The organism is Arthrobacter sp. D2-10, from assembly GCF_054161285.1.
Map to the genome: position 1 here is coordinate 1,909,593 of NZ_CP096431.1, position 14,308 is coordinate 1,923,900.

15 protein-coding genes are annotated in these 14,308 nt (G+C 65.0%); 1 reads left to right on the plus strand and 14 read right to left on the minus strand.

Features of this window, described 5'->3' with window-relative positions; genetic code table 11:
• Nucleotides 1–19: 19 nt before the first annotated feature.
• The 10 genes from rpoZ to pyrR form a co-directional block, all read right to left on the minus strand.
• Nucleotides 20–280 carry a DNA-directed RNA polymerase subunit omega gene (gene rpoZ, locus M1D74_RS08855; RefSeq protein ID WP_309070006.1) on the minus strand — a complete coding sequence of 87 codons (261 nt, stop codon included), beginning with the start codon at nt 278–280 and terminating at the stop codon, nt 20–22.
• Between the two features lie 46 nt (nt 281–326).
• The gene (gmk, locus tag M1D74_RS08860; RefSeq protein WP_309070005.1) at nt 327–896 is read right to left on the minus strand and encodes a guanylate kinase; all 570 of its coding nucleotides are present in this window, start codon (nt 894–896) and stop codon (nt 327–329) included.
• Nucleotides 897–910: 14 nt separating this feature from the next.
• On the minus strand, nt 911–1,246 hold the full coding sequence (mihF, locus tag M1D74_RS08865) for an integration host factor, actinobacterial type (protein WP_309070004.1): 336 nt from the start codon (nt 1,244–1,246) through the stop codon (nt 911–913).
• Between the two features lie 98 nt (nt 1,247–1,344).
• The gene (gene pyrF, locus M1D74_RS08870) at nt 1,345–2,205 is read right to left on the minus strand and encodes an orotidine-5'-phosphate decarboxylase (RefSeq protein WP_309070041.1); all 861 of its coding nucleotides are present in this window, start codon (nt 2,203–2,205) and stop codon (nt 1,345–1,347) included.
• Entirely contained in the window at nt 2,202–5,513 is a 3,312-nt protein-coding gene (gene carB / locus M1D74_RS08875; protein WP_458115106.1) for a carbamoyl-phosphate synthase large subunit, read from the minus strand. Before carB ends, pyrF begins: the two co-directional genes overlap by 4 nt.
• Nucleotides 5,514–6,752, minus strand: a complete 1,239-nt coding sequence (gene carA, locus M1D74_RS08880; protein WP_458115107.1) for a glutamine-hydrolyzing carbamoyl-phosphate synthase small subunit — start codon at nt 6,750–6,752, stop codon at nt 5,514–5,516. It lies immediately after the preceding gene.
• Nucleotides 6,749–7,279 carry a PH-like domain-containing protein gene (locus M1D74_RS08885; protein WP_458115108.1) on the minus strand — a complete coding sequence of 177 codons (531 nt, stop codon included), beginning with the start codon at nt 7,277–7,279 and terminating at the stop codon, nt 6,749–6,751. The genes carA and M1D74_RS08885 overlap by 4 nt, the downstream gene beginning before the upstream one ends.
• Nucleotides 7,280–7,282: 3 nt before the next feature.
• Nucleotides 7,283–8,602 (minus strand): dihydroorotase, encoded by a 1,320-nt coding sequence (locus tag M1D74_RS08890; RefSeq protein ID WP_458115109.1) that lies wholly within the window; start codon nt 8,600–8,602, stop codon nt 7,283–7,285.
• Nucleotides 8,599–9,597: an aspartate carbamoyltransferase catalytic subunit gene (locus M1D74_RS08895; RefSeq protein WP_309069999.1), complete on the minus strand. Its 999-nt coding sequence runs from the start codon at nt 9,595–9,597 to the stop codon at nt 8,599–8,601. Before M1D74_RS08895 ends, M1D74_RS08890 begins: the two co-directional genes overlap by 4 nt.
• On the minus strand, nt 9,594–10,169 hold the full coding sequence (pyrR, locus tag M1D74_RS08900) for a bifunctional pyr operon transcriptional regulator/uracil phosphoribosyltransferase PyrR (protein ID WP_309069998.1): 576 nt from the start codon (nt 10,167–10,169) through the stop codon (nt 9,594–9,596). The genes M1D74_RS08895 and pyrR overlap by 4 nt, the downstream gene beginning before the upstream one ends.
• Nucleotides 10,170–10,267: 98 nt before the next feature.
• On the opposite strand from pyrR, the gene M1D74_RS08905 reads away from it, so the two are divergent.
• The gene (locus M1D74_RS08905; RefSeq protein WP_458115110.1) at nt 10,268–11,536 is read left to right on the plus strand and encodes a PrsW family intramembrane metalloprotease; all 1,269 of its coding nucleotides are present in this window, start codon (nt 10,268–10,270) and stop codon (nt 11,534–11,536) included.
• A gap of 31 nt (nt 11,537–11,567) precedes the next feature.
• On the opposite strand, the gene nusB is transcribed toward M1D74_RS08905, so the two are convergent.
• The 4 genes from nusB to M1D74_RS08925 all read right to left on the minus strand — a co-directional run bounded on the left by nusB (nt 11,568) and on the right by M1D74_RS08925 (nt 14,269).
• Complete coding sequence (nusB, locus tag M1D74_RS08910) at nt 11,568–11,978, minus strand: transcription antitermination factor NusB (protein WP_309069996.1); 411 nt, start codon at nt 11,976–11,978, stop codon at nt 11,568–11,570.
• The gene (gene efp / locus M1D74_RS08915) at nt 11,975–12,538 is read right to left on the minus strand and encodes an elongation factor P (RefSeq protein ID WP_309069995.1); all 564 of its coding nucleotides are present in this window, start codon (nt 12,536–12,538) and stop codon (nt 11,975–11,977) included. Before efp ends, nusB begins: the two co-directional genes overlap by 4 nt.
• A gap of 122 nt (nt 12,539–12,660) precedes the next feature.
• Nucleotides 12,661–13,752 (minus strand): 3-dehydroquinate synthase, encoded by a 1,092-nt coding sequence (gene aroB, locus M1D74_RS08920; RefSeq protein ID WP_309069994.1) that lies wholly within the window; start codon nt 13,750–13,752, stop codon nt 12,661–12,663.
• Nucleotides 13,742–14,269, minus strand: coding sequence for a shikimate kinase (locus tag M1D74_RS08925; RefSeq protein ID WP_458115111.1), 528 nt, complete (start codon nt 14,267–14,269; stop codon nt 13,742–13,744). The genes aroB and M1D74_RS08925 overlap by 11 nt, the downstream gene beginning before the upstream one ends.
• Nucleotides 14,270–14,308 lie beyond the last annotated feature (39 nt).

Below are 14,308 nucleotides of genomic sequence, written 5' to 3' on the forward strand. Positions count from 1 at the left end.
TGACTGACCGGCGGCGCGCTTACTCCGACGCTTCGGCGGGAGCAGCGACGAGCATGCCCTCGTTGATCTCGCGCAGTGCGATGGACAGCGGCTTCTCGTTCAGCTTGGTTTCCACCAGCGGACCAACATACTCGAAAAGGCCCTCATGGAGCTGCGAGTAGTAAGCGTTGATCTGGCGTGCGCGCTTGGCACCGTAGATCACGAGGGCGTACTTCGAGTCCGACGCTTCCAGCAGGGAGTCGATCGGCGGGTTGATGATGCCTTCGGGGTGAGTAGACACAAAATCTCCAATAGTCGCTGGGCCGTAGAGCTGGTGCGCGTGCTTTTCAGTGCGAGTGCGCGGTCAGGCCCATCAATGAAACAAGCTCATCTGCTGCGCGCTGAACGTCGTCATTGACCACGGTGTGGTCGAATTCCGGTTCGGCAGCAAGTTCCAGTTTAGCGGTTGCAAGGCGCTGCTGCTGTTCCTCGGGTGTTTCGGTGCCCCGACCGATCAGTCGTCGCACCATTTCCTCCCAGCTGGGAGGCGCCAGGAAGACGAAGTTGGCATCCGGCATACTCTCCTTCACCTGACGCGCGCCCTGCAGATCGATCTCCAGCAATACGGTCTTACCGGCGTCCATGGCGGCTTTCACCGTGCGCCGGAGCGTGCCGTAGCGGTTCCGCCCGTGGACGACTGCCCACTCCAGCATCTGTCCGGTCGCCACAAGGTCGTCGAACTCCTCGGGTGAGACGAAGTGGTAGTGCACACCGTCTGTCTCACCCGGCCGGGGAGGACGCGTCGTGGCCGAAACGGACAACTCCACTTCGGGGTAGTTGTCACGGATGTAAGTGGAAACGGTGCCTTTGCCCACAGCCGTGGGGCCCGCGAGTACGGTCAGCCGCGGCTGATTCACGAATACTTCCTTCTCTAGTGGCGATTGTTCACCGGATGGTGCGTCAAGTGCTCAACGAGAGCCTTGCGCTGGTGGATGCCGAGGCCCCGCACCCTGCGGGTGGCTGCGATTCCCACGGCGTCCATGATGCCTGCAGCCCTTTTCTCCCCCACCCCGGGCAAGGCTTTCAACAGGTCCAGCACCCGGAGGCGGCCGATCGCTTCCTCCTGGCCTGAACCATTGATCACCTCGGCCACCGTAATCTCACCGGACTTCAGCCGGGACTTCAGCTCCGCCCGGACAGCCCGCGCCGCCGTCGCTTTTTCCCGCGCCAGTGTTCGTTCGCTATCGGTGAGAGGCTTGAGGCTCACTCGGGCTCCCTAGGCAGTTGAACCGTCGGTCGAACACCGGCAGTCACGGGTCTGGAGATTGGGCTTGCACTGAACCTATCTGCTCGGCTGACCGAAAATCAATCCGTCCCGGAACCGGTGCCGCGGGACAGGTCCACCGCTCTTTGGGTGGCGGCTGCCGCCTTGCGAAGACCCTCCACTGTGGGACCCGCGCTCAGGATTTCCCTGCTCGAGTTCGGGAGGACAAGGCCCGTTGCACCCCGGAAAGTGTCACGAAGCTCACGCTGCCCAGCCCCCTGTGCTCCCACTCCGGGCGCAAGAATCGGACCGTTGAGCGTGGAGAGGTCCAGTCCAAGGCGACGCACGGCCTCCCCGGCAGTGGCACCGATCACCAGTCCTACTGAGCCGGGCGCGCCGTCGCGGTTTTCTGCTGCGGCTGCCTCGACGATCCGCCGGGCGACCGAGTCCTCCCCTCCCACGTGCTGTACCGATGCGCCCTCCGGATTCGAGGTCAGAGCAAGGACGAACACGCCGCGGTTGGTTTCCCGGGCCGCGTCCAACGCAGGACGCAACGACTCGAAGCCCAGGTACGGACTCAGCGTGAGCGCGTCCGCCGCGAGGGCGGATCCATCGCGCAACCAGGCATCAGCGTAGCCTGCCATCGTGGAACCGATGTCGCCCCGCTTGGCGTCGGCGATCGTCAGCACGCCGGCCTCCGCGCTGCGGGACAACAACCGCTCCAACGCGGCCATACCCTGCGAACCGAGGCGCTCGAAAAGGGCAACCTGCGGCTTGATGACCGCCACCTGTCCCGCGACGGCCTCAAGGACCGTCGCGGAAAAGCGCTCGACGCCGTCCGGCGTATCGGGAAGCCCCCACGCACTCAGCAGCGCTGGGTGCGGGTCGACGCCCACACAGAGATTCCCGAGGCGTTCGACGGCGGCCGCCAGCCGCTGCCCGAAGGTTGCCGTCACCGTCAGGCTCCGACCGGGTCCGGCACAGTTTCGCCGCGGACGGCGCGGGCGTGGTCCTGCAAACTGGTCACGGACCACTGGTAGGTACGAAGCGCCTCGATTGCCTGCACCGCGGCATTGAACTCCGCAACGGTGGTGATGCACGGGATGCCGATCGAGGTCGCTGCGGCGCGCAGCTGGTACCCGTCGCTGCGCGCTTCCCCGCCCGAAGGTGTGTTGAAGACCATATCGATCTCCCCTGCCACCACCAGGTCCGCGATCGTGCCCTCGCCTTCGGCGCTGCTGCCTTCGGCAACCTTGCGGACGGGCGTTGCCTGGATGCCGTTGCGGCGCAGGACGTCGGCGGTGCCGCCCGTTGAGACGATCTCGAAACCGAGGTCCGAGAGCCGCTTGACGCCCATGATGATCGAGCGCTTGTCGCGGTTGGCGACGGAGACAAAGACCTTGCCCTGGGTGGGCAGCGCGTTGTTGGCAGCAGCCTGGCTCTTCGCGAATGCCGTGTCGAAGTGCTTGTCGATGCCCATGACTTCACCCGTGGACCGCATCTCGGGGCCGAGCAGCGAATCAACCACTGTCCCCTCGGGTGTGCGGAATCGGCTGAACGGCAGCACAGCTTCCTTCACGGACACCGGGGCGGACAGCGGCAGGCGTGAACCGTCACCGGTTTCGGGCAGCATCTTGTACGCACTGCGGAGCTGGTGGATAGTGACGCCGGTTCCGATGAGGGCTGCCGCCTTGGCCATCTGCACACCTGTCGCCTTGGAGACGAACGGTACGGTGCGTGAAGCACGCGGATTCGCCTCGAGCACATAGAGCACATCGGAAGCCAGCGCGAACTGGATGTTGATCAGGCCGCGGACACCGACGCCCTCGGCGATCGCGTGGGTTGCCACGCGTACCCGCTCCAGGACATCGGTACCCAGGGTGATCGGCGGCAGGACGCAGGCGGAGTCGCCGGAGTGGATACCGGCTTCCTCGATGTGCTCCATGATGCCGCCCAGATACAGATCCTTACCGTCATAGAGCGCATCGACGTCGATCTCAACTGCGTCTTCAAGGAATCTGTCGATCAGAACCGGGTGGTCCGGTGTGATCTCGGTGGCGTTGAGGATGTAGCGCGACAGGTGCGCCTCGTCGTACACGATCTCCATGCCGCGCCCGCCCAGAACATACGAGGGGCGGACCAGGACCGGGTAACCGATCTCGTCGGCGATCGCGCGTGCGTCCTCGAAGGAAACCGCTGTGCCGTTCTTCGGGGCGATGAGTCCGGCTTCGGCCAGTACCCGTGCAAACTCTCCGCGGTGTTCCGCGAGATCGATAGCCTCCGGCGAGGTGCCGAGGATCGGGATCCCTGCATCAGCGAGCTCCTGTGCCAGCTTCAGAGGGGTCTGCCCGCCGAGCTGGACGAAGACGCCCATGACGCCGCCGGTGCGCTCCTCGGCAGCGATGACCTCGAGCACATCCTCCAGGGTGAGCGGCTCGAAGTACAGCCGGGTGGAGACGTCGTAGTCCGTGGACACCGTCTCGGGGTTGCAGTTGACCATGACCGTCTCGTAACCCGCCTTGCGCAGCGCCATGGTGGCGTGCACGCAGGAGTAATCGAACTCGATGCCCTGCCCGATGCGGTTGGGGCCGGAGCCGAGGATGATGATGGACGGCTTTGCATGCAGGCCCACTTCGTCCTCCTCGTCGTAGGAGGAGTAGTGGTACGGCGTGTAAGCAGCGAATTCCGCCGCACAGGTGTCCACCGTCTTGAAGACCGGCCTGATATCGAGTGCATGACGCACCCCGCGAACCACTGCCTCAGGGGTGTGCGTGAGCAGGCCGATCTGCTCATCCGAGAAGCCGTGGCGCTTGGCCAGCCGCAGGGTCTCGGGCTTCAGTCCCGTCGAGCGGACGGTTTCCGCAACCTCATTGAGCAGGACCAGCTGATCCAGGAACCAGGGGTCGATTCCGGTGGCCTTGTAGAGCTCGTCGACGCTCGCACCGCCCAGCAGCGCGCGCTGGACCTGGGACAGGCGTTCCGTGGTCGGGCGCTTTGCGGCTTCGACGAGTTCAGGCACATCGAACTCGCTGACGCGGTCGAAGCGGAGCTGGGAGCCCTTCTGTTCAAGGGACCGCAGCGCCTTCTGCAGCGCCTCGGTGAAGTTCCGGCCCATGGCCATCGCTTCGCCGACGGACTTCATGGTGGTGGTCAGGGTGTCATCCGCTGCGGGGAACTTCTCGAACGCGAACCTCGGCACCTTGACGACGACGTAGTCCAGGGTCGGCTCGAAGGATGCCGGGGTCTGGCGGGTGATGTCGTTCGGGATCTCGTCCAGGGTGTAGCCCAGGGAAAGCTTCGTGGCGATCTTCGCGATCGCAAAACCGGTCGCCTTCGACGCCAGTGCCGAGGAGCGGGATACCCGGGGGTTCATCTCGATGACCACTACGCGCCCGGTATCCGGTTCCACCGCGAACTGGATGTTGCAGCCGCCGGTATCGACGCCCACCTCGCGGATGACCGCAATCGAGATGTCACGCAGCCGCTGGTACTCGCGGTCGGTCAGCGTCAGCGCGGGAGCCACCGTGATGGAGTCTCCGGTGTGGACACCGACCGGGTCGAAGTTCTCGATGGAACAGACGACGACGACGTTGTCCTTCTTGTCGCGCATCATCTCCAGCTCGTATTCCTTCCACCCGAGAATGCTCTCCTCAAGCAGGACTTCGCTGGTGGGGCTGTACTGAAGGCCCTGGCCGACGATGCGTCGCAGGTCGTCCTCGTTGTAGGCCAGACCGGAGCCCAGCCCGCCCATGGTGAAGGAGGGCCGGACCACCATGGGGTAACCGAGGTCTCCCGCAGCGGCGAAGGCTTCGTCCAGCGAGTGGATGATGGCCGAGCGGGCAGACTCCGCCCCGCAGCGCTCGACGACGCCCTTGAACTTCTCGCGGTCCTCGCCAAGTTCAATCGCCGCGATGTTCGCGCCGATAAGTTCAACGCCGTACTTCTCGAGTACGCCGTTCTTGTCGAGCGCGATTGCGGTGTTGAGAGCCGTCTGGCCGCCCAGGGTGGGAAGGATCGCGTCCGGCCGCTCCTTGGCGATGATCTTCTCGACCACCTCCGGGGTGATCGGCTCGACGTAGGTTGCGTCAGCGAACTCAGGGTCCGTCATGATGGTGGCCGGATTGGAGTTGACCAGGATGACCCTGATTCCCTCCTCTTTCAGCACGCGCAGAGCCTGGGTGCCTGAGTAGTCGAACTCGGCCGCCTGGCCGATGACGATGGGTCCCGATCCGATGACCAGGACGGAGGTGAGGTCGGTTCTGCGGGGCATCTAGTTTTCTTCCTGCGCGGGGGTGGGTGCTTTGGAGACCTCGGAAGCATCAAGCTCGTCGGAGCCCGAGCGGGCAGCCTCAGCCATGAAGTCGATGAACCTGTCGAACAGGTACGCGGAGTCGTGCGGACCGGCGGCCGCCTCCGGGTGGTACTGAACCGAGAAGGCCGGCAGGTCCAGGCACGCGAGTCCCTCAACGACGTCGTCGTTGAGGCAGACGTGGCTCACCTCGACACGTCCGAAGCGCTCCTCGGGAGCGTTGACCGGGCCGTCCAGCGGCGCGTCGACGGCGAAACCGTGGTTCTGGCTGGTGATTTCCACCTTGCCCGTGCGGCGGTCGAGAACCGGCTGGTTGATTCCCCGGTGCCCGTAGCGGAGCTTGTACGTCCCGAAGCCGAGCGCACGGCCGAGGATCTGGTTCCCGAAGCAGATGCCGAAGAACGGGGTCTTCGCATCGAGGACCTGGCGCAGCAGCGACACCTGGGCGTCCGCCGTGGAGGGATCTCCAGGCCCGTTCGACATGAAGACGCCGTCGGCACCCACGGCCACGACGTCGTCGTACGTTGCAGTGGCAGGCAGCACGACGGTCCGCACGCCGCGCTGGGCGAAGTGCTTGGGCGTCATGGCCTTGATGCCGAGGTCCAGCGCTGCAACGGTGAAGCGGGGCTCTCCCTCCCAGCCGTGGTCGGAAGGTTCGACGACGTAGCGGGAGTCCACGCTCACTTCCTCCGCGAGCCGCGAGCCTTCCATGCTGTGTTGCCCGTTGACTGTGGCCAGCAGGTCGGCGTCGCTGCGGGCGGCGTCGGAGCCGGAGAAAATTCCTGCCTTCATGGCGCCGCGCTCCCGCAGGTGCCGGGTGATCGCGCGGGTGTCGACACCCTGAATTCCCACAACGCCCTGCTCGGCGAGTTCGTCATCGAGGCTCTTTTCAGAGCGCCAGTTCGAGGGACGCCGGGCCGGGTCACGGACGATGTAGCCGGCGACCCAGATCTGGCGGGACTCGGCGTCGTCGCGGTTCACACCGGTGTTGCCGATGTGCGGCGCTGTCTGGACCACCAGTTGCCGCGCGTAGGACGGGTCGGTGATCGTTTCCTGGTACCCGGTCATCCCGGTGGCGAAGACGGCCTCGCCAAGGGCGGTGCCCTGAGCGCCGTAGCTCTGCCCACGGAAAGTCCGCCCGTCCTCGAGGACCAAAACCGCCGCGGCACCGGCTCCTGTTACTCCCGCGTGTGTTGTCACTGTACTTCCTTGCTTGTGGGGTTGGTCAGGGGGTCGGTGTCCTCGATCAGCTCACTGATCGCTGCCAGGAGCTGCGGTTTGTCCGCCGCGTACCTGGTCCGGAAACCCGTATCGAAAATGTGCGAGTCCATCGTCCAGGACACGACCACCAGTCCGTCCTTCTCGACGAATTTTCCGGCCATGCCCCGCTCCAGACGCACACCGGTCAGGTTCTGCCTGGCGATGTACACCTCTGTGTCTCCGGAGCGGTCGAACAGCAGACCGTGTGAATAGACGGCCGCAGTTGCGGTGGCCTTGTTTCCCAGTCCGTGCGCTGTGACCCGGTCCAGCCAGTCCCCGCCTGTGGTGGTGACGACGTACTGGCCTTCGGCCGCGTAAACCGGTGCTCCCCGGTCCTCCGGGGCATCCGCGGGCGCACTGAGCGTCTGCTGGCGCTTGAGGCGGTTTCTCCAGCCCACTGCCATCAGCCCCGCCAGCAGCACGATGGCGGCCAAGGATATGGCGACGGCTGTTATTGCTACGTCCACGCTTCAGTCCCCTTGTGCATCGGGATGCGGTGTGTTGAGCCGCCCTTCCAGCACCGTGGGATGCCCGGCGAAGAAGGTTGCGACGACGGCGCCCGGCAGTTCGAGGCCGGCGAAGGGACTGTTGCGGCCCTTGGTAGCCATTTTATGGGGATCGACCGTCCACCTGGCTGCAGGATCCACCAGTGTGAGATTTGCCATCTCACCGGCTGCCAGCGGCCTGCCCTGGGTCTGAACCCGTCCGATCTGAGCGGGAAGGATGGACGTCGCCTCCGCGAAGCGCGCCCAGTCCATCAGCCCGGTCTCGATCATGGCGTGCTGGACTACCGAGAGTGCGGTCTCGAGGCCGGTCATCCCCATCGCGGCCTGCGCCCATTCGCATTCCTTGTGCTCGGACGGGTGCGGCGCATGGTCGGTTCCGACGACGTCGATTGTCCCGTCGGCCAGGGCCTCCCGGAGCGCAGTGACGTCGTCGTTCGTCCGTAGCGGCGGGTTCACCTTGTAGACCGGATTCCAGGAACGGACCAGTTCGTCGGTGAGCAGCAGATGGTGGGGCGTGACCTCAGCTGTCACGTTGACCCCGCGCTGCTTCGCCCAGCGGATGATCTCAACCGAACCGGCCGTTGACACATGGCACACATGGAGGCGCGAGCCCACATGCTGAGCCAGCAGGACGTCCCTGGCGATAATGCTCTCCTCAGCCACGGCCGGCCATCCCGCCAGGCCCAGGACAGCAGACACTGCGCCCTCGTTCATCTGGGCGCCCTCGGTGAGGCGGGGCTCCTGCGCGTGCTGGGCGACCACGCCGTCGAACGCTTTCACGTACTCGAGCGCGCGGCGCATGAGTACCGGATCGGATACGCAGATGCCGTCGTCGGAGAAGACCCGCACACCCGCCCTGGACTGCGCCATCGCGCCGAGTTCGGCGAGCCGCTCCCCCGCGAGGCCAACGGTGACGGCGCCCACCGGACGGACATCGACCCAGCCGGCCCGCCGGCCGAGTGCGTAAACCTGTTCCACCACGCCCGCGGTATCAGCCACCGGCATACTGTTGGCCATGGCGTGCACAGCCGTGTAACCGCCCATCGCCGCCGCGCGTGTGCCGGTCTCCACTGTTTCGGCATCCTCACGCCCCGGCTCGCGGAGGTGCGTGTGGATGTCCACCATGCCGGGCAGGAGGACCAGCCCGTCAGCGTCGACCACGACGGCACCGGCCGATGAAAGGGATCGTCCCCGCTCAGCGATACGCCCGTCCGCGACGAGCACGTCGACGCCGGTTTCACCAGCGGCCGTGGTGGCGCCCTTGATCAGGTAGGTGGTCGTCATACTGTTGCCTCCTGGGCGGGGGTCGGCTGCGTTGAGTCATCGCCTGAAAGCAGCAGGTACAGCACGGCCATGCGGACCGATACGCCGTTGCGTACCTGGGCCAGGACCGTCGAACGGGGGGAGTCGGCTGCGGCCGACGAGATTTCGAGGCCCCGGTTCATGGGGCCGGGGTGCATGATGATGGTGTCCTTGCCTGCGGATACTTCCAGCGCAGCCAGGCGATCGTCGTCGAAACCCCAGGTGCGGGCATACTCGCGGGCGGAGGGGAAAAAGGCTGCATTCATCCGTTCGCCCTGGACCCGGAGCATCATGATGGCGTGCGGGCCTGTGGCGAGCACCTCATCAAGGTCGAAGCTGACCCTGCAGGGCCAGTCCGCAATCCCGACGGGCAAAAGGGTCGGCGGGGCGACGAGCGTCACTTCAGCACCGAGGGTGGTCAGCAGCCACAGGTTGGATCGGGCCACACGGGAGTGAAGGACGTCCCCGACGATAGCGATGCGAAGGCCCCGCAGGTCCTCACCGAGGGAGGCCCTGCCGGCAATCTGCGACCAGTGCCGGCGGAGCGTGAATGCGTCCAGCAGCGCCTGTGTCGGGTGCTCATGGGTGCCGTCACCGGCGTTGACCACAGCAGCATCGATCCAGTCCGAGGCCGCGAGCCTCGCCGGTGCGCCCGATGCCCAGTGCCGGATGACCACGGCATCGGCGCTCATTGCCTCAAGGGTTTGTGCCGTGTCCTTGAGTGATTCGCCCTTGGACACAGACGAGCCCTTGGCTGCGAAGTTGATCACGTCGGCTGACAGCCGCTTGGCCGCGGCCTCGAAAGAGATACGGGTCCGCGTCGAATCCTCGAAGAACAGGTTGACAACGGTCCGCCCGCGCAGGGCGGGAAGCTTCTTTACTTCCCGCTCGCCGACCAAGGCCATCTCTTCGGCCGTGTCGAGGATCCGGATGGCGTCCGCGGCCGAGAGGTTCTCGGTGGACAGGAGGTGCTTCATGCCGGACCTTCAATCACTACTTCGTCGACCGAGTCCACCTCAGTGATCCTTACCCGAACCTTTTCCGCGGATGAGGTGGGCAGGTTCTTCCCGACGTGATCCGCGCGGATCGGCAGCTCACGGTGCCCGCGGTCGACCAGTACCGCCAGACGGACGACGCGGGGCCGCCCGATGTCAACGATGGCGTCCAGCGCTGCACGGATGGTGCGCCCGGAATAGAGCACGTCATCCACCAGCACGACCACCTTGTCATCGATACCGGCAGGAGGCAGTTTTGTGGGACCCGGGGGCCGGGTGGGGTGCTTACGCAGGTCGTCCCGGAACATCGTGACGTCGAGCCGTCCGACCATCGCGTCCGGGTTCACTGCGGGATCTGTGCGCGCTATCTTGCGCGCCAGACGCTGCGCGAGGGGGAATCCGCGGCGCGGAATTCCCAGCAGCACCAGATCCTGGGAGCCCTTGTTGGCTTCGAGGATCTCGTGGGCGATACGGGTCAAGGCCCGATCTATGTCAGCTTCTCCGAGGACCGTGCGGAACACGAATCCTCCGGATTCAGGGCTGGGTACACTCAAGGAACGCGTCCTCCTTCTCCGCCTCACAGGACGGCCTTTAAAGGGTTGGCTGCGCGTTCAAAACTACCACAGGCGTCCGGTCCACCTATCCTGTGTGGATGAGTATGAACTCGGGGAACTTCCAGCGCCGCTCGGGCCTGCAGGCTCAACCAGGGCAGCGGCCCCCGCTGGGGATGTGGCAGCAGGTGCACACGGGGCCGTCGGTCCCACCCGCTCCACACCCTGCCGCCGGGCTCGCAGCGCCTGGGAGGAAGCGCTCCTCCCCTGCAGGCGCCGCCATCGTCAACGCACTTCTGCTCATCTGCGCGGGCCTCGTGCTCGCCGGAGTCGCAGCGCTGATAACAGCACAGCTTGGCACCTCGGCCCTGATTCTGTGCGCGGCACTGGCGCTCGTGCCGCTGGCAATCTGCCTCGTGGGCATCCGCTGGGTCGACCGGTGGGACCCGGAGCCCCGCGGTGCGCTTGTATTCGCCTTTCTCTGGGGTGCGGGGATGTCCGTAGCCGTGACGCTTCTGCTTGGTCCAACCGTCACACTGCTTCTGACGGAGGGGCTGGACGGCGCGACCGCGGACGTCGTCGGTCCTGTCTTTCAGGCTCCGCTGGTCGAAGAGGTGGCAAAAGGACTGGGTGTCCTCATTCTAGTGGCATCCCGCCGCAGCTATTTCGACGGGCCGGTGGACGGGATCGTTTACGCCGGTACGGTGGCCGCAGGTTTCGCCTTCACCGAGAACATCCTGTATTTCGGGTCAGCGCTGGCAGATCCGGCGGGACTGGGCGGGCTGATCACCGTCTTCGTGATGCGCGGACTCTTCTCACCTTTCGCACACGTCATGTTTACCGGTGCGCTGGGCCTGGTACTCGGCATAGCGGTTGCGAAAGGCCGCACCAGGGGCAGGCTGGCGCTAGCGTTCATTCTCGGCCTTGTACCCGCAATCGCCGGGCACATGTTGTGGAACGGAGGTCTCGTGGTGTTGTTCACCGACTTCTTCTCGTTCTACTTCCTCGTTCAGGTGCCGCTGTTCCTCGCGGTGATCGCCGTGGTGATAGGACTGCAGCGGGCAGAACGCGCGGTGACCTATCAGCGACTGGCCGAATACGCCGGTTCGGGCTGGCTCACCGGTCAGGAACTGGACATGGTTGCCTCCGCGAGGGGTCGCTCGTCAGCTCTCGCATGGGCTCGGCGCATCGGGGCCGAACCCGCGATGAAGCGTTTCGTCAGAACCGGCGTACGGCTCGCTTTCGTGCGTCAACGGCTTCGCGCCGGACATTCAGCTGCGGCAGATCCGCAGCTCGAAGCGGATCTGCTCCATGAACTGAACGCCGCCCGCCGGCAGATCATTGCAGCAGCGTCCGGGCGCCGGTTCTGAACCAGCGGCGCACGGACGCAGTGGGTGCCGACTACGCGAGCAGTGTCGGCTTGAGCTGCTGCAGCCTGCCGAGCAGGCCATTGATGAAGGCGGGCGACTCGTCAGTTGAGAGCATGGTCGCCAGTTGGACGGCCTCACTGACGGCAACCGTATCCGGGACATCCTCGTTGTACAGCAGTTCCCAGGAGCCGACGCGGAGAATCATGCGGTCCACGGCCGGCATCCGGTCCAGCGTCCACCCCTGTGAGTAGGTGCTGAGGAATTCGTCGATCTGGGTGCCGTGGGCCATGACGCCCTCAATGATCTCCACCGAGTACTCGTTAATGACCGTATCTGTCTTCTCACGGCGACCCTGAAGTGCTTCGATCGGCGAGACGGAACGCTGCTCGGCCTCGAACAGAATATCCAGAGCCCTACGCCGTGCTTTGCTACGGGCGCTCACTCGTTGACGCGTCCCAGGTACTCACCGGTGCGGGTGTCAACCTTCACCTTGGTGCCGGTCTCTAGGAACAGCGGCACCTGGATCTCGTACCCGGTTTCCACGGTGGCCGGCTTGGTGCCTCCGGTGGAGCGGTCGCCCTGCAGGCCCCGCTCGGTGTAGGTGATTTCGAGGACAACCGACGGCGGCAGCTCGAGATAGAGCGGTGAACCCTCGTGCATCGCGATTGTTGCCATCTGGCTCTCGAGCATGAAGTTCTCGGCGCTGCCTACGGTTGCACCCGGGACCGTGATCTGGTCATAGTCCGTGGTGTCCATGAACACGAAGTCGTCGCCGTCCTTGTACAGGTACTGGTAGTCGCGGCGGTCCACCGTGGCTGTCTCGATTTTGAGCCCGGCGTTGAACGTCTTGTCGACAACCTTCCCCGAAAGGATGTTGCGTAGCTTGGTGCGGACGAAGGCGCCGCCCTTGCCGGGCTTGACGTGCTGGAATTCAAGCACGTTCCAGAGGTTTCCCTCGAGCTTGAGGACGGTGCCATTCTTGATGTCGTTCGTGGTGGCCACGGGTTCTCTTTCGTCGATTGACTGATGGTTGGCTTTGCGTCGCAGCAGGCGCAGCGCACGACTGCTCGGGATCTGCCCGCCAAAAGACCAGAGTCCAGTCTACCCTGCCGGACGAACCGGATTCAGGAAGCGATCTCCTGGTATGCGGCGAAGAGGAGCGACGTGTCCGGTACCTCGAGGATCCCCGGGCGGGCGACGTCGTCGAGCACAACGAAGCGAAGCAGATCGCCGCGGGCCTTCTTGTCGCGCCGCATTCCATCCAACAGCGCTGCCCAACGGTCCTTGCGGTAGGTCACCGGAAGCCCCAGCGACTCTAGAATCGCGCGGTGTCTGTCCGCGGTCGCGTCGTCCAGCCGTCCAACCATACGGGAGAGCTCCGCCGCGAAAACCAGCCCTACCGAGACAGCAGCGCCGTGGCGCCAGGAGTACCGTTCCGCCAGTTCGATGGCGTGGGCAAGAGTGTGTCCATAGTTGAGGAACTCTCGTCGCCCCGATTCCTTGAGATCCTCGGACACTACGGCGGCCTTGACTGCGATTGACCGTTCCACGAGCTCGCGGACGACCTCGCTGTTGGAGTTCCTCACAGCTTCCGGATCCGACTCGATCAGTTCGAGGATTCGCGGGTCGGCGATGAAACCGCACTTCACCACCTCAGCCATGCCCGTGATGAGTTCGTTGGCAGGCAGGGTCTGGAGCGCATCCAGATCGGCAAGCACGCCTGCCGGCGGATGGAAAGCCCCGACGAGGTTCTTGCCCTCGGCGGTGTTGATCCCCGTCTTGCCACCCACTGCGGCGTCGACCATGCCGAGCAGCGTAGTGGGCAGGTGGACCACCTTGACGCCGCGCAGCCAGGTTGCAGCAACGAAACCGGCGACGTCGGTCACCGCGCCTCCCCCGACAGCCACTATTGCGTCTGACCGGGTGAAATCGTTCTGGCCGAGGACCTGCCAGCAGAACGCTGCCACCTGGATGTGCTTGCCCTCTTCGGCGTCAGGGATCTCGGCGGTGACGGCGGTGAACCCATCACCGTCCAGTTGCTCCCGCACAGTATCTCCGGTGGAGCGCAGAGCCCGGGGGTGAATCACGAGAACGCGCCGGACGCGTTCACCCAGCAGCGGCGATAGCCGGTCGAGCAGTCCCCGCCCCACAACGACGTCGTAGTTTTCCGACGGGGCGCTGCCCGTGACGCGGATTGCAGTAGGTTCAGCGGTCATTGCCGAGAGTCCCTTCCTCTGTGAACTTAGTGCGGCGCAGCTGCGCCTCGAGGCGGTCAACGACGATATCGGGGGTAGCATCCCGGGTGTCGATCACGGCGTCCGCCAGCGCTTCGTAGATTGGGCGCCGTTCCCGGTCGAGACGGGCCCAGGTTTCGCCGGCGTTGCCGGCCAGGAGCGGTCTGCCGGTGTCACCGGCCAGGCGCGGCAGAACCGTCGCCAGGTCAGCGTCCAGGAACACCACGAAGGCCGATTGCAGGAGGCGCTGCGTTGCGCTGTGGAGTACTGCTCCCCCGCCGAGGGAGATGACTGTACCTTGTCCCGCCCCTTTTTCAGCCTCCGACAGGACCTGCGAAACGATATCGGCCTCAATGCGGCGGAACTCGGGTTCACCCCGGCTGCGGAAAATCTCAGGAATTGGTCCGTGCCGGTCGACGATCTCCGCGTCCGTATCGATGAACCGCCAACCGTGTCGGACAGCGATGCGCCGACCGACGGTCGACTTGCCGGTGGCCATCAGACCGATGAGTACCAGCGGTCGATGGGCCGCCGGCAA